The organism is Pseudomonas putida W15Oct28, assembly GCF_000708715.2.
Classification (GTDB): domain Bacteria; phylum Pseudomonadota; class Gammaproteobacteria; order Pseudomonadales; family Pseudomonadaceae; genus Aquipseudomonas; species Aquipseudomonas putida_R.
Genome location: NZ_JENB01000031.1, coordinates 1 through 24,744, shown reverse-complemented (window position 1 = coordinate 24,744; position 24,744 = coordinate 1). Strand labels below are relative to the sequence as shown.

Sequence of the window (24,744 nt, the reverse complement as noted above, 5' to 3'; positions counted from 1 at the left end):
TGCGTATACTGGCAGGCTCTTGGCCCAGATCAGGACACCCTGCCGATGTTGGAAAACAGCTTCGCCTTCCGCCTCAAGGAACTGCTCGAGCATCACAAGCTGACCCTGCAAGCCGTGGGCACGGCCTTGGGCATTTCGCGCACCGCCGTGCACAAGTGGACCCGAGGCGGCGAGATCGACTACGACAACCTGCGCAAGCTGGCCGACTTTCTCAAGGTTAACTGGATCTGGCTGCGCTATGGCGACGAAGCACTGCAGAACATCCAGCAACCGCAGGTGGTCGAGCTGCCGATGACCGACGTTCGCCGGCGCCTGACCGCCGAGATCATGGAAAGCGAAGCGCGCATGAAGCTGGCCCAGGAAGGCGCGCGCATCGTCACCTGGGAGTGGAACCTGATCAGCGACGAAGTCACCTACTCGCCCAACGTCGAGCAGGTGTATGGCTGGCCGGTCCACCACAACGAAGACTTCTGGAAGCACCTGCCCGACGAAGACGTGCAGCGCATGCAGGTGATGTACGCCGACGCGGTGGCTGACGGCAGTGGCTGTGAATGCGACTTCCGCATCACCCGCCCGGACGGTGAAGTCCGCTGGATTTCTTCCCGCGCCACCGTGGTGCGCGACAGCGCCGGGCGCTCGGTGAAGATGGTTGGCATCAGCATGGACAACACCGAACGCCAGGTGGCCCAGCAGGCGCTGAGCCAGAGCGAGGAACGCTTGCGGGCGATCTTCGAGCTGGCCTGGGGCGCCCTGGCCTACATCGACCCGGACGGCACCTGGCAGCGGGTCAACAACAGCTTGTGCGAGTTGCTGGGCTACAGCGCCGAAGAGCTCTACGGCATGACCTTCCAGCAGATCACCCACGCCGACGACCTGGCGCAGAACCTGCAACTACTGCAACGCATGCTGGCCGGTGAAACCGAGCGCTACGAAGTGGAAAAACGCGTGCGCCACAAGAACGGCGAGTACATCTGGGTACGCGCCCGCACCTCGCTGCAGCGCCGGGACAACGGCGAACCGGAACACCTGATCAGCGTGTTCGAAGACATCAGCGCCGAGCGCCAGGAGCATGAACGGCTACAGGCGCACATCGCCGCCCTGGAAGCCCGCCTGGCGGTTTCGTGACCTACCCGGAATTTCAGAACTGACGCGATCCCTGCGGGAGCGGGCATGCCCGCGAAACAGGCACCGCGGTGGATGGCACGGGCTTCGCCCGTGTTCGCGGCGGTTCGACGCCTCGGCACGCCCGCTCCCACAGGGACCGCGATGACTTCTAGATTTTCAGCTGATCGCCACGCAACCAGTCGATAAACCGCGCAAACAACTCGGACTGCGAGTTGATCTCCAGCTTCAGGTACAGGTTCTTGCGGTGCATGCGCACCGTCTCCGGTGAGATGCCCAGCTCCAGCGCGGTCGACTTCACCGAGTGCCCACGCAGGATCATGTGTGCCACCTCCCGCTCACGGTCGGTCAGCACCTGGCAACCAAAGCTGTCGAACGCCGCCTGCAGGCTGCCGTGTTCGGCCGATGCTGCACCGGGCTCCAGGTTATGCCGGGCATAGCGCCCCAGTAGTTCCCGCACCATGGGCTCCAGCGCCCGCAGCAGGTCAACCTGCCCGGCACTCAGGGGCGTGCCGCTGCAACCCTGGAACAGGCTCAGCGACAACTTGCGGCCAGCGCTGAGGTCGACGATGTAATAGCTGTCTTCGCTGCAACCGGTGCCCAGGTAATAGGCCTTGTAGTAGTCGCTGTCGAAGAAGTTGTCGGGGGCGATTTCCTGCAGGTGGTAAAAACCTTCGGCCAGGCCGCTTTGCACGGCCAGGCAGAACGGGTCGAGCAGGTAGCCGGCACTGAAATAACGCTCCAGCACGGCGGCGCGGTGCAGCTCGGGAATGCCTTGCTGGTACAGCAGCTGCGGCGCCCGCCCTTGGCATTCAAGGCTGATCATCATCGATTCAACCTGCACCAGCTGGCCGATGGCAGCGGCCACATACGCCAGCGCCTCGGGCGTATCGCTATTGGCCAGCGCACGCTGCAGCGCCGCATGCCATTGCTGCAGCGCGCCCATTGTCAGGGTAAGCGGGGTGTCGGGAGTGGCCTGGGTCATGCCCGGCAGTCTAGCCTGCCAGGCACGCCCCCGCACAGCCCCTTGCGCCAGGTTCATCGGCCCTGGTACAGGCCAAGCGCAGTCAGCTCGCGCGCGGTTTCGATAATGCACTGGCGCAAGGTGTCGACGATCTCGTCCACCTGCGCATGGGTGACGATCAGCGGCGGCGACATCACGTTCAGGTGCATGATCGGGCGCACCAGCAACCCGCGGGCCTGGGCCTTGCTGTGGATGCGCTCACCGATGTTCACCTCATCGGGGAACAGCGCCTTGCTGGCCTTGTCGGCCACGAACTCGACGCAGGCCATCAGCTTCATGCAACGCACGTCACCCACCAGCGGCAACTCGCGCAGGCTTTGCAGGCGCTGCTCCAGGTAGCCACCGACGTCCTTGACGTGATCGAGCAGTCGCTCGCGCTCGATGATCTCGATGTTCTTCAGCGCCGCCGTGCAGCACACCGGGTGACCGCTGTAGGTGAAGCCATGGGTGAAGCAGCGGCCCTTGCCCGGCTCGGCAATCACTTCCCAGATACGCTCGGAGAAGATGCACGCGCCCAACGGCAGGTAGGCCGAGGTCAGGCCCTTGGCGGTGGTGATGATGTCGGGGGTGACGCCAAACAGTTCTTCGCTGGCAAAGAAGGTGCCCAGGCGCCCGAACGAGGTCACCACTTCGTCGGCGACGAACAGGATGTCGTAGGTCTGGCACAGCTGCCACATGCGCTGGAAGTAGCCCTCGGGCGGAATGATCACCCCGCCCGAGCCCATGATCGGCTCGGCGATGAACGCCGCCACATTGTCGGCGCCCAGCGACAGGATCTTGTCCTCGAACTCGGCCACCAGGAAGTCGAGGAACTCGGCCTCGTCCATGTCGTGCGGGGCGCGGTACGGGTTGGGGTTGGAGACGTGGTGGATCAGGTCGTGGTGATAGTCGAACTCCGGCACCCGGTCGGCGGCCTTGTTGCCGATCGACATGGTCAGGGTGGTGGAGCCGTGGTAGGCGTTGTAACGGGCGATGATGTGCTTCTTGTGCGGCTTGCCGCGGCAGTTCTGGTAGTACTGGATCAGCCGGTAGGCGGTGTCTACCGCAGTCGAGCCGCCGGTGGTCAGAAACACGTGGTTCAGGTCGCCGGGCGCCAGCTGCGCAAGCTTCTGGCACAGTTCGATGGCCACGTCGTTGGCCATGTCGGAGAACGGGTTGGAGTACGCCAGCTGGCGTACCTGGTCGGCGATGGCCAGGGCCATTTCCTCGCGGCCCAGGCCGATGTTGGTGCACCACATGCCGCCGACGGCATCGAGGAAGCGGTTGCCGTGGGTGTCACGAATGTAGGCACCCTCGCCGGCGACGATGTTCAGCGCGCCTTGCTCGCGGTGCTCGTCGAACACATGGTAGCCGTGCATGTAGTGGGCCTTGTCGGCCTCCACCAGCGGGTCGTGGGCGATGGCGAATGCTTTGCTTGGGGTGGCCATGGGCAGCTCCTTGGCGGGAATCGTTGGGCAGTGTTCAGAAACCGGTCTTGACCGTGCTCCAGACCCGGGTGATGGCGCGCATGTCCTTGGGGCTCTGGGTTTTCTGCGCGAACAGGCGCTCACGGGTTTGTGCGTCGGGGTAGATGGCCGGGTCCTGGCGGATGTCGTCACGCACCAGCGCGGTGGCGGCGGCGTTGCTGTTGGCGTAGTGGATGTAGTCGGTGACTTTGGCCATGGTTTGCGGCTGCAGCAGGAACTCGATGAAGCGGTGGGCGTTGGCCGTGTGCGGCGCATCCTTGGGGATGTACAGGTTGTCGAACCAGATCAGCGAACCTTCCTTGGGGATGAAGAACGACAGCTTGATGTCCTTCTTCGCTTCCATCGCACGGGCCTGGGCGGTGGCGTAGTCACCGGACCAGGTCAGCGCCAGGCAGACATCGCCGTTGGGCAGGCTGGTGAGGTAGTTGACCGAGTCGAACTTGCGAATGTAGGGGCGGATGCCCAGTAGCAGTTGTTCGGCCGCCTTGAGGTCGGCGGGCGACGCGCTGCGCGGGTCCTTGCCCAGGTACTGCAGGGCCAGCGGGATGACCTCGGTGGGCGCGTCCATCAGGGTGACGCCGCAGTCGGCGAAGCGCGAGACGATCTTGGGGTCGAACAGCATGGCCAGCGAACCGATCGGTGCGTCGGGCATGCGCGCGGTGATCTTGTCGACGTTGTAGGTTACCCCCGAGCTTCCCCAGGTGTAGGGCGCCGAGTACTTCAGGCCAGGGTCGTAGCCCTGCAGGTTGTTGACCACCTGCTGATCGAGGTTGTGCCAGCTGGGCAGTTGCTGCTTGTCCAGCGCCTGGAACACGCCAGCGCTGATCAGCGGGGGGACCAGCGAGGCGTTGAGCATGACCAGGTCGTAGCCGGAGCGGCCGGTCAGCAGTTTGGTCTGTACCGTCTCGTAGCCGTCGAAGGTGTCGTAGATGACCTTGATGCCGGTGGCCTTCTCGAAGTCGGCCAGGGTGGTCTCGCCGATGTAGTCGGTCCAGTTGTACAAGCGTAACGTGTTGGCGCTGTCCACCTCTGCCGCCTGGGCCAGGCTGGCACCAGACGCCAGCAGCAGACCACCAATCACCTTCAGTACCTTGCGCATGGCAACTCCATCGTGTGAGTGCTCCGGAACGAGCCGATGGGTTCACTATCGAGGGATTTGCCGAGGGGCGACATACCCCGAATGTGTGGGTGGTCGTTTTTTGGCAGGTGGCGTTGCCAGGTTTGCAGAATGCCGTATACCGAGAAAATGTTGGGGCTGCCTTGCAGCCCTTTCGCGACACAAGGCCGCGCCTGCAGCTGACCGCAACAGCCGGTCAGGTGCGGGCGTGTCGCCCCTCGAACCTCAAACCTTGAACCGCCCCATCAACGCGGTCATCTCCCCCACCAGCCCCGACAGCGCCTTGCTCGCCTCACTGGTCTGCAGCGCTCCCGTCGCCGAATTGTTCGACAGCTCGCGGATGTTCAGCAGGTTGCGGTCCACTTCCCGCGCCACCTGAGCCTGCTCTTCGGCCGCACTGGCAATGACCAGGTTGCGCTCGTTGATTTCGCCGATTGCACTGTAGATACCTTCCAGCACCTGCCCCGAGGCCAGGGTCACGTCCAGTGTCGACTGGGCGCGGTTGGTGCTGGCCTGCATCGAAGCCACCGCCGCTTCGGTGCCCGCCTGCACGCGGCCGATCATCTGCTCGATTTCCTGGGTCGATTGGTGCGTGCGATAGGCCAGCGTGCGCACCTCATCCGCCACCACCGCAAAGCCGCGGCCGGCCTCGCCTGCGCGGGCCGCTTCGATGGCAGCATTAAGCGCCAGCAGGTTGGTTTGCTCGGACACCGAGCGGATCACTTCCAGCACCTTGCCGATTTCCCGCACCTGCCCGACCAGTTGCTCCAGGTGCGCACTGCTGGTCTGGATCTCCCGGGTCATGGCCTCGGTGCCATCGATGTTGTCGCTGACTTGCTGGCGGCTTTGCGCGGCCAGCTGGTTGGACTCGCTGGTGGTCTGCGAAGTGGTGATGGCGTTGCGCGCCACCTCCTCCACGGCCGTGGTCATTTCGGTCACGGCGGTGGCTGCCTGCTCAAGCTCCTGCCCCTGCTGGCGCAGGTTGTTGGCGCTTTCCTCGGTAACCGCGTTCAACGCCGTGGCAGCGGCATCCAGCTGCCGGGCACAGTGGTTGATCTGCCCCAGGGTGTCGCGCTGGCTCTGCTGCATGCGCTGCAACTCATGGAACAGCTGGCCGATCTCGTTGTTGCCCTGCCCTTGTACCGGCACGCTCAGGTCGCCGCCGGCAATACGCTGAAAATGCCGACCGGCTTCGCGCAACGGGTGCAACACACGCTGCGCAATGAAAGCCCAGCACAGCGCCGCCAGCACCAAGGTCACCGCCAGCAGCCCCAGGCTTAGCAGTTGGGCGCGGGCCAGGCGCCGGTCAGACTCAAGCATGATCTGCTGGCCCCGTTCGCTCAGTGCACCCACCAGTTGCTGGCGCAGCGCTTGCAGCCGGCCCATGGCATTGCCGGCATCGCCGTTCACCTTGAAGTACTGCTCCAGCGAGCGCTGGCGGGTTGCCTCACGCTGCCCCGCCACCGCCTTGGCGTATTCGGCAAAGGTAGCCTGCAGCTCGGTTGCCAACGTGCGAAGGGCTGGCTCGCGGACATTTTCAACAAATTCGTCGACCAGTTTCTGGCTCTTGTCGTTCAGCTCGACCGACAGCGCCATGCGCTTGCCGGCGCTCTCGTCGTGGCCACCCAACTGCTCGATGAAGCCCGAGGACACATTGGCGCTGGCGCGAATCGCCATCAGCAACGCATTGTTCAACCGGTCCGACTGGTGTGCGGTCTGGTCCAGTTCGGTGATCTGCTGGCCGCTGCCCACTGCTGCCCGCCAGGCACTGACGGTGGAAAACAGCAGGGTCAGGCTGAACAACGACAGCACCCAGAACATTCCGGTACGTATCTTCAGGTTGGCAAGCATGCAGGCAGTACTCCTTTGTTGGCACCACTTCTGGTCGAGATTCGACGGTGGGTGTGCTGCTATCGGAGGTGCCGGCGCAGGCTTGAGCCGCAGGGAGGCGGTTATGGGCGGTAACCGAACAGATGTTGCTGAAAAGGCAGGGGGCGAAGGTCGCGCTGCTCAGCTGGGAACTTCATCCCTTGCTACCGGTCGATAGCACCCCTCGCCCTCTATCAGCAAGGGGCCTGCCAAAGACCTGTCGAGTTTACTGCCGATGCCCAGCACACCTGTTCTGTCAGCCTTGCTACTGTTGCTCAGCGTAGCCGCATCAGCCTATGCACAGGCCGGCGAGCGCTCGGCGCCTGCGCGCAGCAACAATGCCTCGACCGTGCTGATCGAAACGGCTTCGCAGCAGTATGCCGACGGCCAGTTGGACCAGGCTGCAGCCACCCTGGAGCGAGCACTGCACATACAGCCGAACAACCCGGCAACCTTGCACTACCTGGGCGTTCTTCGCCTGCAGCAAGGGCAGTATGAACAGGCAGAAACCCTCGCGTTGCGCTCCAACCTGCGTGTCGGCGCAAACCGCGCGTTGCGCAATCGCAACCTGCAGCTGATAGAGGCCGCGCACAATGCCCAGCGCTCAGGCATGCTGCCGACCGCTGCGCACTGACGGCCGGCAGGACGTTGCGATCTTCTCGCGCCGAGGCTTGCGTCAGCGGCCGAGGAAGTCGACGACCGCGTCAGCGAACGCCTGTGGTTGGTCCAGCATGACGAAGTGGAAGCTGCCGTCAATGCGCTTGAAGCTGATACCCGGCGTGCCGGCATAGGCGTTAGCGAACGTTGCATCAACGCTGGCAGCGGGTATGCCAAACAAGGGGTCATAGGCATACACGACCTCGACGGGCGCCTGGATACGGGCGAGTTCCGGGCGCAGGTCGGTAGTCATCAATTCGTAGGTGGCATCGGCTACAGCCTTGCGGTCCGAACGCAGCGCTGCCTCGGCCAGCGCAGGTCTGGCCTCAGCCGTCTTGGCCAGCCGGTCGATGGCTGTACGCTGCATCGCTTCGGCCTGGGCTGGCGGGGCCGCCAGCATCGCATCACGCAATGCCGCCGCCTGCGGTGCAGCCGCTTCGGCGGTTGCCATGGGATTGATCAACAACGTGTAGAACGGCAGCGCGTCGACAACCATCAGCCGCCCTACCTGCTCGGGATGGCGTGCGCCAAGCATCAGCGCGACCTCACCGCCCAGCGAATGGCCAATGATGGCTGGCGCCTCAAGGTGCTGGCTGCGGATATAGTCTGCAACCGCCTCGGCCACCGGAGCGGCCACGCGCCCGTCCAACGTGGGCACGGCAGGCGAACCGGCAAAGCCTGCAACCTGCACCAGGTGCAGGCGATGCTGTTGGCGCAGTGTGCTGGCGAGCCCCGCCCAAACCTCACGGGATGAGGCCAGCCCGGGGATCAGGATGACGTCCGGCCCAGTGCCCTCGACCTTTACCGAAATACGTTCGCCAGCCACAGGCACTGGCTGGCTTGGTGCAGCCAATGCCGAGCCCAGCGACAAACTGGTGCCGATTGCTGCAAGCAGGGTGCGTATGCGCATGGTCGCCATTCCTTTGACTTCAACGGAGAAAAGCCCGCCACTATAAGGCGCACGGCAACCCATGGGAAAACTATCGTTTGCAACCCGCCGCGCTGCACCGTTAAAGTCGGGGCCTGGGCGCTGGCTGCGCCTGCGGTCCGCGCGAAGGGGTTGCCCGAGCCATGCGTCTCTACATTCCCATACCAGCTCCCGGCTTGTCGGCGGACCGAGCCCCAAAGGAGTTGGCATGCCCGCCATAAATGCTTCCCGCCACCACGGCTTGCTCGACCTGCCCGCCTTGCGCAAACGCGCCAAGCGATTGCTGACTGAACTGAAAAACCACCAAGCCGACGACGCTCGCGAGCAATTGCGCACGCTTGGCCTGCCCGGCCCCGACTACCGGCTGGCCGACACCCAATGGCTGGTGGCCCGCGACGCCGGCTTTGCCAGCTGGCCCAGGCTCAAGGCGCATGCCGATGCCGTGGCTTTCGCAGCACGCCACCCCGGTTTTTCCGCCGACGACGAGGCAAGCGTGCAGCACTGGCGCTGCGGCAACGACATCGCCCACAGCTTGCGCACCGCCGGGTTTGCCGGTGCCTTCCAGATGTTCGACGACCCCATGGTCATGGGGCCCGTACCGGCACTGCCTGACGAACAGTACTGGCAGGTGCGAAGCGCCTACGTGCAACAGGCGTTCAACCTGAGCACCCACGACCTTGAGCAGCGCCAAACGGCGCAGCGCAAAGCACTGGCCGGGCTGAACCGCGACAGTGAAATTGTGCTGTGGTGCGAGGCCGACGCATACGACCAGCTGTTCCTGGTTCGCGTGCTGGCCAGCCTGCCCTGCCTGCCGCGTCGGCTGGAACTGATCGAAATTGGCCAGGTGCCCGGTATCGAGCGTTTCATCGGCATCGGGCAACTGGCCCCCGACCTGCTGGCCTGGCTGTGGCCGCAACGTCGCACCCTGGGTGAGGATGCACTGGCCCTGGCCCGCGAAGCATGGGCGGCCTACACCGCAGCGGATCCACAGGCTTGGGCAAGCCTGGCTGGCCGCCAGCACTCGGCCTTGCCGTTGCTGGGCCGGGCATTGGCGCGCCAGCTGCAGGAGCTGCCGGGGGCGCAGGATGGATTGAGCCTTACCGAACGCCTGCTGCTGCGGGTACTGGCTTCACGCGGCGAACTGGCGGCCGGCCGCGTGTTTGGCCAGTTGATGATGCAGGATGAACCCCTGCCCTACCTCGGTGACATGATGTTCCATGTGCTTCTGCAACCGTTGATCCATGCGCCACAGCCGCTGCTGCTGGAAGGCCCGGGCGAGGCCTGGGCGCAGCGACCACTGCGACTGACCCCGCTTGCCGAGCAGGTGCTTGCAGGTAAGGCGCACTGGCTTGATCACAACCCTGCACAGCGTTGGGTTGGCGGGGTGCTGGTCGATGCAGCTGACAGGCCTTGGGTAGTGACCGAACAAGGCGAGGTGTGGAGACGTATCTAGGCCAAACGCGCTCCCTTGTAGGAGCGGCCTTGCGTCGCGATAGGGGTGCGAAGCGCCCCCAGGATCTTCGCCTCGCCACAAAATTGCCGGGGCCGCGTTGCGGCCCTTTCGCGACGCAAGGCCGCTCCTACAGGGACCACGTTTTGCCTATCGCGCTCCACGCCTGTGCCAAACGCTGCGTAGCCTGCCGGATCTCATCCACATCCAGCGAAGCAAACCCCAGGCGCAAGGCATTCTCGGCATGCCCAAACGGCGAAAACTGCCGACCGCTGCGCACCACCAGGTCCAGCTCCAGCGCCTTATCTACCAACTGGTCCACATTGATCGCGTCGGCAAACCGCACCCACAGCGCCAACCCGCCTTCGGGTTCCTGTACGGTCACCTGCTCGCCAAACGCATCGTGCAGGCAAGCCAGCAGGGTCTCCCGGCGCCGACGGTACTCGCGGTTGACCCGGCGCAAGTGCTTCTTCAGCTCGCCATCATTGATCAAGTCCGCCAGCATCCGCTGCATCACCGCATCGCCCTGCCCCAGGGTCAGCGTCGCCCTGCGCTCCAGCACTGCGGTCACCTCCACCGGCGCGACGATATAGCTGCAACGGAACGTGCTGCCCAAGGGCTTGGACAGTGTGCCAATGTAAATCACATGGCGCTGCTGGCGGTCGCTTGCCAAAGGCAGATAGGGCCGGCCGGAAAAGTGGTACTCGTAGTCGTAGTCTTCCTCGACCACGCAGAAGTCGTGCTGCCGCGCCAGCTCCAGCAACTGCTGCCGGCGCCCGGCTGGCAAGCTGACCGTGGTCGGAAACTGGTGATGGGGCGTTATGTACATCATCCGCACCTTGTGCTGCCGGCACAGGGCATCGATCTGGTCGACCCGGCAACCCTCATGGTCCAGGTCGACGGTCACCAGCCGGGCACCCAGCTGACGGAAAATCTCCCACGCCGGCGGATAGCTCAGGCGCTCCACCAGCACCGCATCCCCCGGCTTGAGCAACACGCTGGCCAACAGGGACAGCGACATCTGCACGCCCTGGGTCAGGCAGATATGCTCGGCGCCGACGTTCAGGCTGCGGTTGTGCCTGAGCATGTCGGCCAGGGCGGCGCGCAGGTAGAGGCTGCTGCAATCGCTGCCATGGCGCACGCTGTTGCTGGTAAAGCTGTTGCGCAAGGCATTGCGGTAATAGCGATGCAGTACTGCCTGGGGCAGCAGGCGGTGGTCACAGGCGCCGTTGTCGAAGAACAAGGCCCCTGGCCGCCCCTGCTGCGCTGCAGCCCGTTCGTTCGCCTCGAAGTAGGCAACGGCGGGCTCTTCTGGCAACGCCAGGGCGAAGGGGCCCGTGGTAGCAGACTCGGTGGGTGTGCCGGCCGCCAGCTGCTGGCTGACGAAAGTGCCCCGGCGCTGCACGCTCTGCAGCCAGCCTTTGGTCTCGGCTTCCTCGTAGGCAAGGATCACCGTCTTGCGGTTGACGTTCAGCAGTTGCGCCATCTCCCGCGTGCCCGGCAACGGTGTGCCAGGGCGCAGGCGGCCTTCGCTGATCGCGGCCACCAGCCCCTCGACGATCTGCCGGTACGAAGCCTGCGCCCCATCAAGCTTGAGCAGCGGCTGCCATTTGCGAAGCTGGACCATGTGAATTATCCAAAACTGGAGGTTCTGCTGGTCCTGGACTATAGCAACAATCGAGCCTCCATTTGCCCCCGAGGTGTTCATGCAAAGCCGCCACGTTATCGAATTGTCGCCCTCGGGCAAAACCTTCGAAGCCAGCCAGGAGCTGCTGCTCGATGCCATGCTCGCCAGCGGCCTGCCGGTACCCTTCTCCTGCCGCCGAGGCGCCTGCGGGTCCTGCAAAGTGAAGGTAGTGTCTGGGCAGTATCAGGACAAGCAGCGGGATGCAGACGCCCCCGCGCCCTCCTACCCCCTGGCCGCCGACGAGATGCTGCTGTGCCAGAGCCACGCCTGCAGCGACATGCGCCTGGAGATCCCTGGCTGGTCCCTGGACACTCCGTCACTCGCGTTCCAGGCGCAGGTTCACAGCCAGCGCGAGCTGAGTGCAGATATCGTCGAACTGGTGCTGCAACCTGCTCAACCGCTGGAAGTGCGGGCAGGCCAATACGTAAGGTTCCAGCTCGACAACGGTGACAGCCGCTGCTTCTCCATCGCCAACCTGCCCGCTCAGGACCAGGGCCAACTGGTGTTTCACATCCGCAAGGTCAGCGACGGCGTGTTCACCGAAGGCCTGCTGCCCACCCTGCAAGCAGGTGCCGTACTGAACCTTGAGGGGCCGGTGGGCGCCTGCACCTGGCAGCATGAAGACCAACGCCCACTGGTGCTGTTCGCCACCGGCACAGGTTACGCCGGCATCAAGCCCTTGTTGCTGACAGCCCTGGCCCGCGCTGCCGAGGTTACGCTGTACTGGGGCGGTTCATCGACGGCGGATTTCTATGACCGTGCGTTTCTCGAGCAGGCCAGCCATGAACACCCACATTTTCGCTGGCACCCGGTTCTCTCGGCTGAGGCACGCGTGCAGCAGGTGGCGCTGGGCCAGGCGCATCAGTGGGCCGACACCCAGGTCTATGCCTGTGGCAATGCCGCAATGATCAGCCAGGCGCGCGAACTGTGCGTTGCCGCCGGCGTACAACCCCATCGTTTTGTCGCGGAGGCCTTTGTCGCCAGCGGTGCACTGGCACCCCAGGCTGCAACCGCCAACACCCTGCACCCAGAACTGGAAAAGGTCGGCCCACGCTACTCGCTGGATGGCATGCTCGCTGCCCGCGAGCAGTCAGTGCGGTCCGTGGCCGCGATCGCCAGCCAACTGCGCGTCGGCATGACCACCGCCCAGGCACTGGAGATGGCTGCGCAAACCTTGCAGGCAATGGGCGCGTCCCACACCTGGCACCCCACCTACATCCGCTTCGGCGACGACACCGTGCGTACACCGCGGCAAGGCATCGACCTGCAACGTGTATTACGTACTACGGATATTGTCGTGGTCGACGTCGGCCCGGTATGGGATGGCTACGAAGGCGACTATGGCGACACCTTCGTGTTTGGCCAGCGCGACCTGCACCACGCGTGCGTCAAGGCACTGCACGAGGTGTTCGACGAAACCCGCCAGGCCTGGGGCCGCGGGCTGACCGGGCGCGAGCTGTATGACTTCGCCGAGCGCAGCGCCCAGGCCAAAGGCTGGCAGCTGGAACGCAACCTGGCCGGGCATCGCATCGCCGACTTCCCGCATGTGCTGTATGGGCAGGAAAAACTGGCCGAGGTGGAAATCGTCCCGAGCGAGGTGGTATGGGTGCTGGAAATACAGCTGTGCCACCCCACCGAGCCGGTCGGGGCGTTTTTCGAAGACATCCTGATTGGCGAAGGCAAGCCGGCCGTGGCAAGGGCAGCTTGACCGTCCCTGTGGACCCGGGCGCTCGTCGATCAATCCGGGTTTACAGGGTAAGGTTGGCAACAGGACGATAACAGACACGGACGCCTGCCATGCAAATACGCAACCTCACCCCTGACGACCTCCCCCAGGCCAGCATCGTGTGCCTGGATGCCTTCATGCAGGCAGTCGCGCCTTCGCTGTCTGCGCAAGGCATCGAGACCTTCACCAAGGTGGCAGCACCCCAGGCGTTTGCCGAGCGCATGCAAGGCGACAACCTGATGCTGGCCTGTGTTGCGCAGGGCGCCATCGCGGGGCTGATCGAGCTCAAGGAAGGCCGCCACGTTGCGATGCTGTTCATTGCACCGGGTTGGCAACGCCAGGGCATCGGCACGCGCCTGATGAATGCGGCGCTGGAACATGCCCGGGTTGACGTCGTGACGGTAAAGGCATCGTTGCCTTCGGTGCCTGCCTACCAACGCTACGGCTTCACCCTGGCAGGCGAAGTGGGCGAATTTGCCGGGCTGGTCTATCAGCCGATGGAAAAGCACCTGCCGACTGTGTAGGTGCGGCCGTGTCGCGAAAAGGCCACAAAGCGGTGCCCGGATTTCAGCCTCGCGGCTGATGTTGCCGGGGCCGCCGCTCTTGCAGAACGGTCTGCTCCACCTGCTGCTCGAACCACTTCAACACGGCCTGGCACGCGGGGTGAGCAACGCCGCTGTCCCGTAACCACAGGGCATATACACCCCCTGTCTTCAGGGCCTCGCCGAACGGCACCACCAGGTCGCCGCGCACCAACGCATCGTGGGCCAGCATTCGGTCGGTCATGGCGATGCCCATACCTCGGGTCGCAGCATCCAGCGCCAGGTCGTCAAGGTTGAACAACAGGTCCTGGTACTTGTGCTCGGCCGGGGCCTGCTGGGCGTTGAGCCACAGGTTCCATTCATAGCGCGAGGTGGAGCCGTGGATCAGTGCATGGTCGACAAGCTCCGCCGCACACTTGGGCGGGGCGCGGCCGTCGCCCAGCACGGGCGCGCAAACCGGGATCAGGTACTCGTCGAACAGCGGCGTCAACCGGCGTTCGTCCAGGCCGCCCGGCAGGTACAGCACATACGCGTCGCAGTCGCCACCGGTGTCTACCAGGTCGCCGCCGACCGTTTCAATCGACAGGGTCAGGCCTGGGTTGAGCGCATAGAACGAGGTCAGCCGCGGCAGCAGCCAGCGTACTGCCAGCGATACGAACATGCGCACGCGGAACGGTCGGTCCAGTGGCGTCGGCGCCAGCTTTTCCTCCAGTGTGCGCAGGGTTTGCAGCATGCCCTTTGCCACCCCGTACACCTCGTGCCCATGGGCGGTCAGCGCGACCTTGCGGCTGGTGCGGTCGAACAACGTGGTCTGGAAATGCTCTTCCAGTTGCTGGATCTGCCGGCTGATGGCGCTTTGGGTAAGGTGCAACTGGCGCGCAGCCTCGGTGAAGTTGCTGGTGTCGGCTACCCGGACCAGGGCCTGCAGCGCCTGGAACGATGGCACACGAAGGTTCTTATCCATGCAAATTCCGAATGGATGAATGAATTATTAGCGTTAGAAATTGCGCTTTGGTCCCCGTAAATTGGAGCCAAGACGCGATTTTGCGGGCAATAGCCAATAACGCCTGTGCATCGATACTGAAGGAGTAGCACGCAATGAACAACCACTGTGGCTGGATTGCGCTGGCCGGTGAATCACCGCAGCGGCCGCGCCTGCAAGGCACCCACAAGGCCGATTGGCTGATCATCGGCGGCGGCATTACCGGCCTGTCCGCAGCCCACGCCCTGGCGCGCCGTTTTCCGTCGCAGCGGATCGTGCTGCTGGAGCGCCAGCGCGTCGCCCAGGGCGCTTCGGCACGCAACTCTGGCTTTGTGGTCAGCCACGAGCTGCCAGGTGCTGGCGAACTGATCGGTACACCAGGTTTTTCCGGCTATCAGGTCGCCTCGCGCATCGGTGTCGCGGCGGGTAATGAAGTGCGCCAGCAAATCCGGGCGCTGGCTATCGACTGCGAGCTCAGCGACCACGGCTACCACTTTGCGGTACACGAGCCTGCCCATTTGCAGCAGGCCGAGCAGGCACTGGAAACCCTGCGTGCCGTGGGTGCCCAGGCAAGCTATTACGAGGGTGAAGCGCTGCACCGGCGCCTCGGTACCGCGTTCTATTCACGCGCGATCCATTGTGCGGGCGGCAACGGTTTGATGCAGCCGGCGCGCTACGTCAAAGGGCTGGCTGACGGCCTGCCAGAGCAGGTGGAAGTGTTCGAGCAAAGCGCCGTGACCGACTTGCGCCGTCGCCCTGGCAAGGGCTGGACTGCCCGCACCGAGGCTGGCGAGGTAGAAGCCCGACAGGTACTGGCCTGTGTCGGTGCGTTCCTGCCCAGGGTCGGGCTCAAGCGCAGCGGCACTTTCCCGCTGGAGCTGAGTGCAAGCATCACCCGCCCGTTGACCGGGGCGCACTGGCAGCAGCTGTTCGACGAGCAGGGCTGGGGCGTGCTGTCTACCTTGCCGGGCGGCTGCACACTGCGCCTGCTGCCGGGGCGCCGCCTGCTGATCCGCAATACCGTGGAATACCGCCAGCACGACATCGACAACTGTGGCCTGGCCGTGCGCCAGGGTGCACACCTGCTGGGGCTACAAAAGCGCTTCCCCGGCATCACCGCACAAGATCTGCAATACACCTGGACCGGCCACCTCAGCGGCACCCGCACGGGCGAGCCGTATTTCGCCCGGGTCGCGGACGGCCTGCATGCCGTTGCCGGCTGCAATGGGTCCGGCGTTGCCCGCGGCACCCTGTGGGGCCGCCTGCTGGTCGAAATTGCACTCGGCATCGACTCACCGTTGCTCGGCGACGTACTGGCCCAGGCCAGCCCTGGCTACCTGCCGCCCCGCCCGTTCTTCGACCTGGGCGCCAAGGTGCGCATGGCCTGGGAAGTACGCCGTGCACGGCTGGAACGCTGATATTTCAATTACCTCGCAAACAAGAACAAGAGCGCTATCCCATGATCAAGCACACTTGCGTGGCCCTGTTGTCCTCAGCATTGCTGGCTGCGGCAGTGCAGGCCGAAGAACGGGTCAACATTGCCAACTGGAGCGGCTACATCGCCGACGACACCCTGGCCGAATTCACCCGGCGCACGGGCATCCAGACCACCTACGACCTGATCGACAGCAACGAGACCACCGAAGCCAAGCTGATGACCGGCAACAGTGGCTACGACCTGGTAAGCCCGTCCAACCACTTCCTGCCGCGACTGATCAAGGCCGGCGCCATCGAAGAGCTGGACCGCAGCAAGCTGCCGGCCTGGCATAACCTCGATCCGAAGCTGATGAAAATCCTGGAGGCAAGCGACCCGGGCAACCGCTATGCGATCCCGTATATGTGGGTAACCACCGGCATCGGCTACAACGCCGACAAGATCAAGGCCATCTTCGGCAGCACCGAGGTGACGCAATCCTGGAGCCTGCTGTTCAAGCCGGAGAACATCCAGAAGCTGAGCCAGTGCGGCGTGGCGTTCCTCGATAACCCGACGCAGATCATCTCGATCACGCTCAGGACCCTGGGCCTGGACCCGCACAGCGAGAAGCCAGAAGACCTGAAGAAAGCCGAGGCGGCCTTGCTGGCAGTGCGGCCCTACATCAGCTATTTCCACCAGTCCAAGTACGTCAGCGACCTGGCCAATGGCAACATCTGCGTAGCCATCGGCTTCAGCGGCGATGTGCTGCAGGCCATGGGTAGCGCGCAGCAGGCGGGCAACGGGGTGAACGTGGGCTACAGCATTCCGCGCGAGGGCTCGACAGTGGCGGTGGACATGGTGGTGATGCCCAAGGGGGCACCGCATCGCGAGAACGGGTATGCGTACCTGAACTACCTGCTGGAGCCAAAAGTCATCGCCAACATCAGCAATACGGTCAAGTACCCCAACGGCAATGCGGCCGCGCTGCAGTACATCACACCTGAACTGCGCGACAACCCGGCGGTCTACCCGCCCGAATCGGTACTCGATACGCTGTTCCCCATCAAGACCCTGTCGCCGGCGGGGATGCGCGCGAGTACCCGGCTGTGGACCCGAGTGACTAGCGGGAAGTAACGAGGCGAGCCAGGGGACGGTTCACTGTGCGCGCGGGCAGGCTCGGACGTGTGCCAGTGTTCTGTTGCGAAAGCCTTACCGTGAAGGTGGTGCCTTCCTGCTGTGTCGACACCACCGACACGTATCCTGCATGGGCCTTCGCTATCTGGTTCACGATAAAGAGCCCGAGGCCTATGCTGGTTGCACCCGCAAGTTGCTGCTCGCCAAATGCGAACGGCTCGAACACGTGCTTTAGCAGGTCCAAGGGAATTGGCTTGCCGCTGTTGTGCACCGTCAGGGTAGCTGTCATGCCGTCAGCGCAGGATGTCACGTAAACCGGTGTGCGAGGATCGCCGTAGGCCACTGCGTTGGCCACCAGATTACCGATCACCTGATACAGGCGGTCTGTATCGAACACGGCACTGCGCCCGCCACTATGCTGATAAATCAGTTGATGGCCGGGGCATGTGAGCCGCAACTCGTCCAGGCATCCCTCCACGGTGTGCGGCAAGTCAGCCACCTTGGGCACGATGGCGATACCGAGCCCGGCCTGGATGAGCGTGAAGTCCAGCAAGTCCGCCACAAGCCGCTGCGCACGTGACACCGAGTGGCTGATCACCGTGAGCAACCTGGGGCTATCGTCTGCGTGTGAGCGGCGCCTCAACAGGTCGGCCGCCATGCTGATCGCCTGCAATGGCGTACGCAGGTCGTGACTGACGATGCCCAACATTTGCTCCGTCACCAGGGACTGCGGGCGCTCAGGGGGCTGCATCACGCACGCGCAGCTACGAGAAAGCAAGGCGCGCTGCGCCTTGAGATTGTTGGCCAGGCAACGTTCGGCCACCAGTCGCGCGCGCAGCAGATCACGTTCGTAGCGGTGCCCTTCAGGGTTGAACACGGTCAGCTCGTGAACAACGCCGTTCGAACCCGCGCAGGCAATGGCATTGGACATCAGCGGCAGCGTGAAGCCCTGACGGTGCACGAAATCGAACTTGACGTTCGCCACCGCCCCCAACTGCCCGATCAATGGCTGCCAGTACAGCTGATGAAGGGTGTTGGCTTCCACCGCCAGCAGCTGCCCAAGGCGCATACCGACCAAGGCTTCGTACGTGTAGCCCAGCAGCCTGCACAGCGCCGGGTTGGCGCTGGCAATCTGCCCATTCTGCGATGTCAACAGCAACCCGTAGTCAGAAGCGTCTTCACGTATGTGCGACGCTACGTCGGCGCCGGTGTACGCCGAGGCTGCGGTTGGGCTCAAAAGCGCGTTCAAGGTGGAACCTCCTGCGAGCGGGCATTGCCGCCTCTGCCGGATGGACAGGGGCGAAAGCACCGCGCGCCATGACAAAACGGTGCAAGGATTACGGGAGTTCAGCATGGGCGCAGGGCTATTACCGGTCTGTTCGCTAACGTACAGACGCTGCCCGGGCAACCGCCGCACACTGAATGCTGGAAGGCCAGATCGGCACCCCGGCACACCATGGACAACCCTTGGCTTCTCGCACGCAGCTACCTTCGACGCCTGTACGCCCATGCAGGGCGCTGGCGTTCGCCCCGACATGCCTTCACCTATGAAAGCCTGCTGCGCTCGGAGCTGTACAACGCAGATCAGATGGCCGAGCACGGCCTGCGGCTGGCCCATCAGCACCGCTTGAGCGAGCGGCCGGCCAACGACGCGCTGCTGGACCGCCTGGCCGACAACGAGCGCATGCTCTCTGCCAGCTGCACCGCCCTCGCCGCCGCCCTGCCCGGCTCCCGCCCGGCGTTACCGGCCGCGCAGTGGTTGCTCGACAACTTTTACCTGGTCGAAACCCACATCCGCATTGCCAAGCACGACCTGCCAGCCAACTACAGCCTGCAGTTGCCGCAGCTGGACAACGGCCCCTCGACCGGCCTGCCGCGTGTCTACGACATTGCCCTGGAGACCATCTCCCACGGTGACGGGCGCATCGACGCCGAGAGCTTCAGCCGTTTTGTCGAGGCTTATCAGCAGGCCTCTACCCTGACCTTGGGCGAGCTCTGGGCCATCCCCATCATGCTGCGCCTGGCCCTGATAGAAAACCTGCGCCGTGTGGCGGCGCGGGTCATGGCCAACTGGGCTGACCGCGACCTGGCCAATGTCTGGGCCGACCAGCTTGGCGAAACCGCCGAGCGCGACGCCAAGAGCGTGGTCCTGGTGGTTGCCGACATGGCCCGCTCGCAACCGCCGATGACCGCCGCCTTCGTCGCCGAGCTGGCCCGGCGGCTGCAGGGCCACAGCGCTTCACTGACCCAGCCGCTGCTGTGGGTGGAGCAGATGCTCAGTGAGTCGGCGCACAGCATCGAGCGCCATGTGCAGCTCGATGCCCAGCAGCAGGCCATCGACCAGGTGTCCATCAGCAACAGCATCGGCAGCCTGCGCCTGCTGTCGACCATCGACTGGAAGTTGTTCGTCGAGCACCTTAGCCTGGTTGAACAGACGCTGCGCCGCGACCCCGCCGCCATTTATCCTGCCATGGACTTCACCAGCCGTGATTATTACCGGCACAGCGTCGAGCGCCTTGCACGCCACAGTAAATTCAGCGAGCCCGCTGTGGCGCGCACGGCCATCGAACTGGCCCAAACGGCAGGCGCCGCGCCGGGTGAACCGGCCGAGCACGTGGGCTTCTACCTGGCGGGGGCCGGCCTGCCGTTGCTGGAGCAGCACCTGGCCGCGCGGGTGCCGCTGGCCGAGCGCTGCCAACGCCTGCTGCACCGGGCGCCGCTGGCGTTTTACCTGGTGCCTGTGACGCTGTTGTCCTGCCTGCTGGCGTGGGGCTTCATCCGCGCCATTGGCCTGGAGGGCTGGCCTTTGGCGGTGCTGGCCGCCATGGCCCTGCCGGTTCTGCTGAGCACCAGCCGCCTGGCCATCGGCCTGGTGAACTGGCTGGTGACCTTGACCGTCAAGCCCTCCTTCCTGCCACGGCTGGACTACACACAGGGCATTCCCGCAGACGCCCGCACGCTGGTGGTAGTACCCACCTTGCTGGCCAACGCCGGCGATGTCGAAGAACTGGTCGAAGGGCTGGAAGTACGCTTTCTGGCCAACCGTGACGAGCATCTGCACTTTGCCCTGCTCAGCGACTTCATGGATGCCCGTGAACAGAGCCTGCCCGAAGATGAAGCACTGCTCGACCTGGCCAGCGAAGGGATCCGGGGCCTCAACCACAAGTACCCAAGCCCGGGCGGTGCGCGCTTTTTTCTGTTTCACCGGCCACGCATCTGGAACGCCGCCGAGGGCTGCTGGATGGGCCGCGAGCGCAAGCGCGGCAAGCTCGCCGAATTGAACGCGGTGTTGCGCGGCCACGGCCACGGGTGCTTCATGCGCATCGTCGGCGACCTGCAAACACTCGGCCACGTGCGCTATGTGATCACTTTGGACACCGACACCCAATTGCCGCGCGGTGCCGCCCAGCAATTCATCGGCGCCATGCAGCACCCACTGAACCGACCACGGTTCGACGCGCACACGGGGCGCATCCACGCAGGCTACGCCATCCTGCAACCGCGGGTGGGCATCAGCCTGCCCAGCGTGTCGCGCTCGCGCTATGCACGCCTGTTTGGCAGCGACGCCGGTGTCGACCCCTATACGCGGGCCGTTTCGGACGTTTATCAGGACCTGTTTCTCAGCGGTTCCTTCATTGGCAAAGGCATCTATGCGGTGGACGCCTTCGAGCAGTCACTGGAGGGCCGTTTTGCCGACAACCGTGTACTCAGCCATGACCTGATCGAAGGCTGCTACGCGCATTCGGGCCTGCTCAGCGATGTGCAATTGTTCGAAACCTACCCGGCCCGCTACAGCGCCGACAGCAAACGCCGACACCGCTGGATACGCGGCGACTGGCAACTGCTGCCGTGGCTGGTGCCCGGGCTGCACACCGGCACCCAAGGCCTGGCGCAGAGCCCGCTCAGCGCCTTGTCGCGCTGGAAGATTTTCGACAACCTGCGCCGCAGCCTGGAGCCGGCGGCGCTGCTGGCGCTGCTGCTGTGGGGCTGGCTGGCCAGTGCCGCGCCGCTCACCTGGACGCTGGCCCTGCTGGCCTTGCTGCTGACACGACCAGTGCTGGACTCGCTGCTCGAAGTGCTGGGCAAGGCCACCGATGTACCGGTGTCAGAGCACCTGCTGGCAGCGTTGCACACCTCGGGTACCTATTTCTTGCGTGCTGGCCTTTCATTGGCCTGGTTACCTTTCGAGACCTGTTACAGCCTGGACGCCATCTTCCGCACCTTGTGGCGGCTGGCCGTCAGTAAACAACGCCTGCTGCAATGGAACCCCTCACGCGAGGACGAACGCAGCAGCGCAGATACCCTGCAGGCGGTGTACCGCGAACAATGGGGGCAACCGGCTTTGGTGGCTCTGCTGACCGGTGCCTTGGCGATGCAGCCGACGGTACTGCTGATTGCCTCGCCGGTCCTTGTGCTGTGGCTGCTCGGCCCTGCGCTGGCCTGGTGGCTCAGCCGCCCGAGTGACCTGACCGCGCTCATGCCCGGTGCCGAAGACCTGGTCTTCCTGCATCGACTCGCCCGCGCCAACTGGGCCTTCTTCGACAATTACGTCGGCCCTGACGATAACTGGCTACCACCCGACAACATCCAGATGCCGCCCTTCGCCAGCATCGCCCACCGCACCTCACCGACCAACATGGGCATGGCCCTGCTCTCGCACCTGGCGGCCCATGACTTCGGCTACCTCAGTGCAGGCCGCCTGTTCGAGCGCCTGGCCTGCATGCTCGACAGCATGGCCCGCCTGGAGCGCTTCAAAGGGCACTTCTACAACTGGTACGACACCCAGACCCTCAAGCCGCTGTCACCGCTGTATATCTCCAGCGTGGACAGCGGCAACCTGGCCGCCCTGCTATTGACGCTCAGGCCCGGCCTGCTGGAAATGGCCGACACGCCCCTGCTTGACCAGCGACTGACCCAGGGGTTGCTCGACACCTTCGACACGCTGCTGGACGCCTATGCCCGCACAAGCGCCGACGCCCAGCCGATCACGGCCCTGCGCGAGCAGGTGTGGCACGCTCATGAGCAGGAGGGCAACGTATCCGCCACGCTGCTGCCGAAGCTGCGTGATCAGTTGCAGGCGCTGATCACGCAGCCCGCTACCTTGGCGCCCGGCGCAGAAGCTGCTGAAGATTGTGCATTCTGGCTGAACGCCCTGCATGCGCAATGCCTGGACCTGAGCGGCGAACTGCAGCAGCTGCAATTACCCCCAGGCAACGATCAGGCCGCCCAAGCGCCGCTGACCTGGCGCCAGCTGGCACAGCTCGACGCAGACCAGTGGCCGCCCGCCGAGCGCCTGGCGGTGGCCAACGTCAGGGCGGTTGCCCGCCAGCGCATCGCACAGGCACACGCCCTGGCCAGCCGTATCGAGGATTTGGCCAGCATGGACTTCACCCTCCTGTATGACAGCCACCGCGACTTGTTCACCATCGGCTACAACGCCGATGAACACCGCCTGGACGCCGCGTTCTACGACCTGCTGGCATCGGAGATGCGCCTGACCAACTTCGTCGTCATCGCCCAGGGCCAGGTGCCCCAGGCCAGCTGGTTTGCCCTCGGCCGGCTGCTCACCAGCAACGCGGGCGTCCCTGTGCTGCTGTCCTGGTCCGGTTCGATGTTCGAGTACCTGATGCCGTTGCTGGTGATGCCTAACTATGAGGGCACCCTGCTCGACCAGACCTGCCACGCCGCGGTCAAACGGCAGATCGAACACGGCAAGCTGTCGGGCCTGCCCTGGGGTGTCTCGGAGTCGGCCTACAACGCGCTGGACGCGCATTTCAACTACCAATACCGGGCGTTCGGCGTACCGGGGCTTGGCCTCAAGCGCGGCCTGGGTGAAGAGCGCGTGGTGGCACCGTATGCCAGTGCACTGGCCTTGATGGTGGCGCCCGCTGCCGCGTGTCACAACCTGCAGCGGCTGGCCACACTGGGCCTGGCTGGCCGCTTCGGGCTCTACGAGGCGGTGGACTACACCGAGGCACGCCTGCCGCCCGGGCAGGACGCCGTAGTGGTCCGCTCGTTCATGGCCCACCATCAGGGCATGAGCTTCCTGGCCCTGACCGCATTGCTGCTGGACAAGCCCATGCAACGGCGCTTCAGCTGCGACCCACAGTTCCAGGCCAGCATGCTGCTGTTGCAGGAACGCGTGCCAAAAACCGCCGCACCCTACCTGCATACCCTCCAGGCCCCGGCCGAGGAGGCCGCCGAGCGCGTCCCCGAAACCCGGCTGCGGGTGTTCAGCGAGCCAAACCGGCGCCACCCGGCCGTGCAACTGCTGTCCAACGGCCGTTATCACGTCATGGTCAACCACGTGGGCAGTGGCTACAGCCAGCGCAACACACTGGCAGTGACCCGCTGGCGTGAAGACGCCAGCCGCGACGACCTGGGCAGCTTCTGCTACCTGCGCGATGTCGCCAGCGGCGCGTACTGGTCCACCACCTACCAGCCGACCCGGCACCGCACGAAAAACCAGGAAGCGATCTTTAGCGACGGCCGCGCAGAGTTTCGCGTGCGCGAGCGCGACTTCGACTGCCATACCGAAATTGCCGTGTCGCCCGAAGACGACATCGAACTGCGTCGCCTGCACCTGACCAACCATGGCGACCAGCCCCGTACCCTGGAGCTGACCAGCTACGCCGAAGTGGTGTTGGCACCGGCCTTGAGCGATGCCCTGCACCCGGCCTTCAGCAAGCTGTTTATCCAGACCGAACTGATCCGCCCGCTGCAGGCCATTCTGTGCACGCGGCGGCCGCGCTCGCAACAGGACGCCGTACCGTGGATGTGCCACGTACTGGCGGTGCACGGGGCCGACATCGAGGCACTGTCCTACGAAACCGATCGGGCCCGCTTCATCGGCCGAGGGCGCACCCTGGCGCGGCCGGCGGCCATGGACCGGGACAGCGAGGCGTTATCCGACAGCGCGGGGGCCGTGCTGGACCCGATCGTGGCCATCCGCTGCCGCATCACCCTGATGCCCGGCCATGCGACCACGGTCGACCTGGTCACAGGCGTCGCCGACAGCCGCGACGCCTGCCTGCTGCAAGTCGCCAAGTACCGCGACCGGCACCTGGCTGACCGGGTGTTCGACCTCGCCTGGCCGCACAGCCAGGTGCTGCTGCACCAGCTCAACGGTTCGCTGGCCGACGCCAGGCTGTTCGAGCAGATGGCCGCCTCGGTGCTCTACCCCAATGCCAGCCTGCGGGCCAGCGCAGCGCTGCTGGCCAGCAACCGGCGCAACCAGTCCGGCCTGTGGGGCCAGGGGTTGTCAGGTGACCTGCCGATCGTGCTGGTACAGATCGGCGACCCGGCCAACATCCATCTGGTCAAGCAGATGGTGCTGGCCCATGCCTACTGGCGCCAGAAAGGGCTGGCACTCGACCTGGTGATCTGGAACGAAGACCAGGCCGGTTATCGCCAGCAACTGCAGGAGCTGATCATGGGGATCGTCGCCTCCGGCAGCGAAGCGGCCCTGCTCGACCGCCCGGGCGGCATCTTTGTAAGGCCTGCGCAGCAACTGTCTGCCGAGGACCGGCTACTGACCCTGTCGGTAGCGCGGCTGGTGCTCAACGACAACCTCGGCACGCTGGCCGAACAACTGCACCTGCGCCGCCAACCCCCGGTCCCCCCGGC

General features: G+C 64.6%; 16 protein-coding genes. 8 read left to right on the top strand and 8 right to left on the bottom strand.

What is annotated here, in order from left to right; translation table 11 throughout:
- The first annotated feature begins 45 nt into the window (after window positions 1-45).
- Entirely contained in the window at window positions 46-1,125 is a 1,080-nt protein-coding gene (locus AK81_RS20010) for a helix-turn-helix domain-containing protein (RefSeq protein ID WP_043201731.1), read from the top strand.
- Window positions 1,126-1,273: 148 nt separating this feature from the next.
- Here AK81_RS20010 and AK81_RS20005 read toward each other — a convergent pair whose 3' ends face one another.
- The 4 genes from AK81_RS20005 to AK81_RS19990 all read right to left on the bottom strand — a co-directional run bounded on the left by AK81_RS20005 (window position 1,274) and on the right by AK81_RS19990 (window position 6,580).
- Window positions 1,274-2,107: a helix-turn-helix transcriptional regulator gene (locus AK81_RS20005; RefSeq protein WP_043201730.1), complete on the bottom strand. Its 834-nt coding sequence runs from the start codon at window positions 2,105-2,107 to the stop codon at window positions 1,274-1,276.
- A gap of 53 nt (window positions 2,108-2,160) precedes the next feature.
- A complete protein-coding gene (locus AK81_RS20000) occupies window positions 2,161-3,573 on the bottom strand; it encodes an aminotransferase (RefSeq protein ID WP_043201728.1) in 1,413 nt (470 codons plus the stop codon).
- A 34-nt stretch (window positions 3,574-3,607) separates the two neighbouring features.
- Window positions 3,608-4,711, bottom strand: coding sequence for a polyamine ABC transporter substrate-binding protein (locus AK81_RS19995; RefSeq protein WP_043201727.1), 1,104 nt, complete (start codon window positions 4,709-4,711; stop codon window positions 3,608-3,610).
- A gap of 243 nt (window positions 4,712-4,954) precedes the next feature.
- The gene (locus tag AK81_RS19990; protein ID WP_043201726.1) at window positions 4,955-6,580 is read right to left on the bottom strand and encodes a methyl-accepting chemotaxis protein; all 1,626 of its coding nucleotides are present in this window, start codon (window positions 6,578-6,580) and stop codon (window positions 4,955-4,957) included.
- Between the two features lie 253 nt (window positions 6,581-6,833).
- Here AK81_RS19990 and AK81_RS19985 point away from each other — a divergent pair, with 253 nt between their 5' ends.
- On the top strand, window positions 6,834-7,232 hold the full coding sequence (locus AK81_RS19985) for a tetratricopeptide repeat protein (RefSeq protein WP_043201724.1): 399 nt from the start codon (window positions 6,834-6,836) through the stop codon (window positions 7,230-7,232).
- A gap of 42 nt (window positions 7,233-7,274) precedes the next feature.
- On the opposite strand, the gene AK81_RS19980 is transcribed toward AK81_RS19985, so the two are convergent.
- Window positions 7,275-8,165 (bottom strand): alpha/beta fold hydrolase, encoded by an 891-nt coding sequence (locus tag AK81_RS19980; RefSeq protein ID WP_043201722.1) that lies wholly within the window; start codon window positions 8,163-8,165, stop codon window positions 7,275-7,277.
- A gap of 226 nt (window positions 8,166-8,391) precedes the next feature.
- Between AK81_RS19980 and AK81_RS19975 the strand changes: the two genes are divergently transcribed.
- On the top strand, window positions 8,392-9,636 hold the full coding sequence (locus AK81_RS19975) for a DUF1835 domain-containing protein (RefSeq protein ID WP_043201721.1): 1,245 nt from the start codon (window positions 8,392-8,394) through the stop codon (window positions 9,634-9,636).
- A 127-nt stretch (window positions 9,637-9,763) separates the two neighbouring features.
- On the opposite strand, the gene AK81_RS19970 is transcribed toward AK81_RS19975, so the two are convergent.
- Window positions 9,764-11,260 (bottom strand): PLP-dependent aminotransferase family protein, encoded by a 1,497-nt coding sequence (locus AK81_RS19970; RefSeq protein WP_043201719.1) that lies wholly within the window; start codon window positions 11,258-11,260, stop codon window positions 9,764-9,766.
- Window positions 11,261-11,339: 79 nt separating this feature from the next.
- Here AK81_RS19970 and AK81_RS19965 point away from each other — a divergent pair, with 79 nt between their 5' ends.
- Window positions 11,340-13,028 carry an NAD(P)H dependent flavin oxidoreductase family protein gene (locus AK81_RS19965; protein WP_043201717.1) on the top strand — a complete coding sequence of 563 codons (1,689 nt, stop codon included), beginning with the start codon at window positions 11,340-11,342 and terminating at the stop codon, window positions 13,026-13,028.
- 89 nt (window positions 13,029-13,117) lie between these two features.
- Complete coding sequence (locus AK81_RS19960) at window positions 13,118-13,570, top strand: GNAT family N-acetyltransferase (RefSeq protein WP_043201716.1); 453 nt, start codon at window positions 13,118-13,120, stop codon at window positions 13,568-13,570.
- Window positions 13,571-13,613: 43 nt separating this feature from the next.
- Here AK81_RS19960 and AK81_RS19955 read toward each other — a convergent pair whose 3' ends face one another.
- Entirely contained in the window at window positions 13,614-14,552 is a 939-nt protein-coding gene (locus AK81_RS19955) for a LysR substrate-binding domain-containing protein (RefSeq protein WP_043201714.1), read from the bottom strand.
- 134 nt (window positions 14,553-14,686) lie between these two features.
- Here AK81_RS19955 and AK81_RS19950 point away from each other — a divergent pair, with 134 nt between their 5' ends.
- Both AK81_RS19950 and AK81_RS19945 read left to right on the top strand, forming a co-directional pair.
- The gene (locus tag AK81_RS19950) at window positions 14,687-15,988 is read left to right on the top strand and encodes an NAD(P)/FAD-dependent oxidoreductase (RefSeq protein WP_043201712.1); all 1,302 of its coding nucleotides are present in this window, start codon (window positions 14,687-14,689) and stop codon (window positions 15,986-15,988) included.
- A 41-nt stretch (window positions 15,989-16,029) separates the two neighbouring features.
- Window positions 16,030-17,118: a polyamine ABC transporter substrate-binding protein gene (locus AK81_RS19945; RefSeq protein WP_043201710.1), complete on the top strand. Its 1,089-nt coding sequence runs from the start codon at window positions 16,030-16,032 to the stop codon at window positions 17,116-17,118.
- Here AK81_RS19945 and AK81_RS19940 read toward each other — a convergent pair.
- The gene (locus tag AK81_RS19940; protein ID WP_241496104.1) at window positions 17,105-18,367 is read right to left on the bottom strand and encodes a PAS domain-containing sensor histidine kinase; all 1,263 of its coding nucleotides are present in this window, start codon (window positions 18,365-18,367) and stop codon (window positions 17,105-17,107) included. The two genes, AK81_RS19945 and AK81_RS19940, sit on opposite strands and share 14 nt — an antisense overlap.
- 207 nt (window positions 18,368-18,574) lie before the next feature.
- Between AK81_RS19940 and AK81_RS19935 the strand changes: the two genes are divergently transcribed.
- On the top strand, window positions 18,575-24,744 hold a 6,170-nt coding region (locus AK81_RS19935; RefSeq protein ID WP_043201709.1), incomplete at its 3' end, for a glucoamylase family protein.

What these genes read in the sequence shown, in the direction of transcription:
- AK81_RS20010 (WP_043201731.1), top strand. Translation starts at nt 46, where the DNA reads ATGTTGGAAAACAGCTTCGCCTTCCGCCTCAAGGAACTGCTCGAGCAT.
- AK81_RS20005 (WP_043201730.1), bottom strand. Translation starts at nt 2,107, where the DNA reads ATGACCCAGGCCACTCCCGACACCCCGCTTACCCTGACAATGGGCGCG.
- AK81_RS20000 (WP_043201728.1), bottom strand. Translation starts at nt 3,573, where the DNA reads ATGGCCACCCCAAGCAAAGCATTCGCCATCGCCCACGACCCGCTGGTG.
- AK81_RS19995 (WP_043201727.1), bottom strand. Translation starts at nt 4,711, where the DNA reads ATGCGCAAGGTACTGAAGGTGATTGGTGGTCTGCTGCTGGCGTCTGGT.
- AK81_RS19990 (WP_043201726.1), bottom strand. Translation starts at nt 6,580, where the DNA reads ATGCTTGCCAACCTGAAGATACGTACCGGAATGTTCTGGGTGCTGTCG.
- AK81_RS19985 (WP_043201724.1), top strand. Translation starts at nt 6,834, where the DNA reads ATGCCCAGCACACCTGTTCTGTCAGCCTTGCTACTGTTGCTCAGCGTA.
- AK81_RS19980 (WP_043201722.1), bottom strand. Translation starts at nt 8,165, where the DNA reads ATGCGCATACGCACCCTGCTTGCAGCAATCGGCACCAGTTTGTCGCTG.
- AK81_RS19975 (WP_043201721.1), top strand. Translation starts at nt 8,392, where the DNA reads ATGCCCGCCATAAATGCTTCCCGCCACCACGGCTTGCTCGACCTGCCC.
- AK81_RS19970 (WP_043201719.1), bottom strand. Translation starts at nt 11,260, where the DNA reads ATGGTCCAGCTTCGCAAATGGCAGCCGCTGCTCAAGCTTGATGGGGCG.
- AK81_RS19965 (WP_043201717.1), top strand. Translation starts at nt 11,340, where the DNA reads ATGCAAAGCCGCCACGTTATCGAATTGTCGCCCTCGGGCAAAACCTTC.
- AK81_RS19960 (WP_043201716.1), top strand. Translation starts at nt 13,118, where the DNA reads ATGCAAATACGCAACCTCACCCCTGACGACCTCCCCCAGGCCAGCATC.
- AK81_RS19955 (WP_043201714.1), bottom strand. Translation starts at nt 14,552, where the DNA reads ATGGATAAGAACCTTCGTGTGCCATCGTTCCAGGCGCTGCAGGCCCTG.
- AK81_RS19950 (WP_043201712.1), top strand. Translation starts at nt 14,687, where the DNA reads ATGAACAACCACTGTGGCTGGATTGCGCTGGCCGGTGAATCACCGCAG.
- AK81_RS19945 (WP_043201710.1), top strand. Translation starts at nt 16,030, where the DNA reads ATGATCAAGCACACTTGCGTGGCCCTGTTGTCCTCAGCATTGCTGGCT.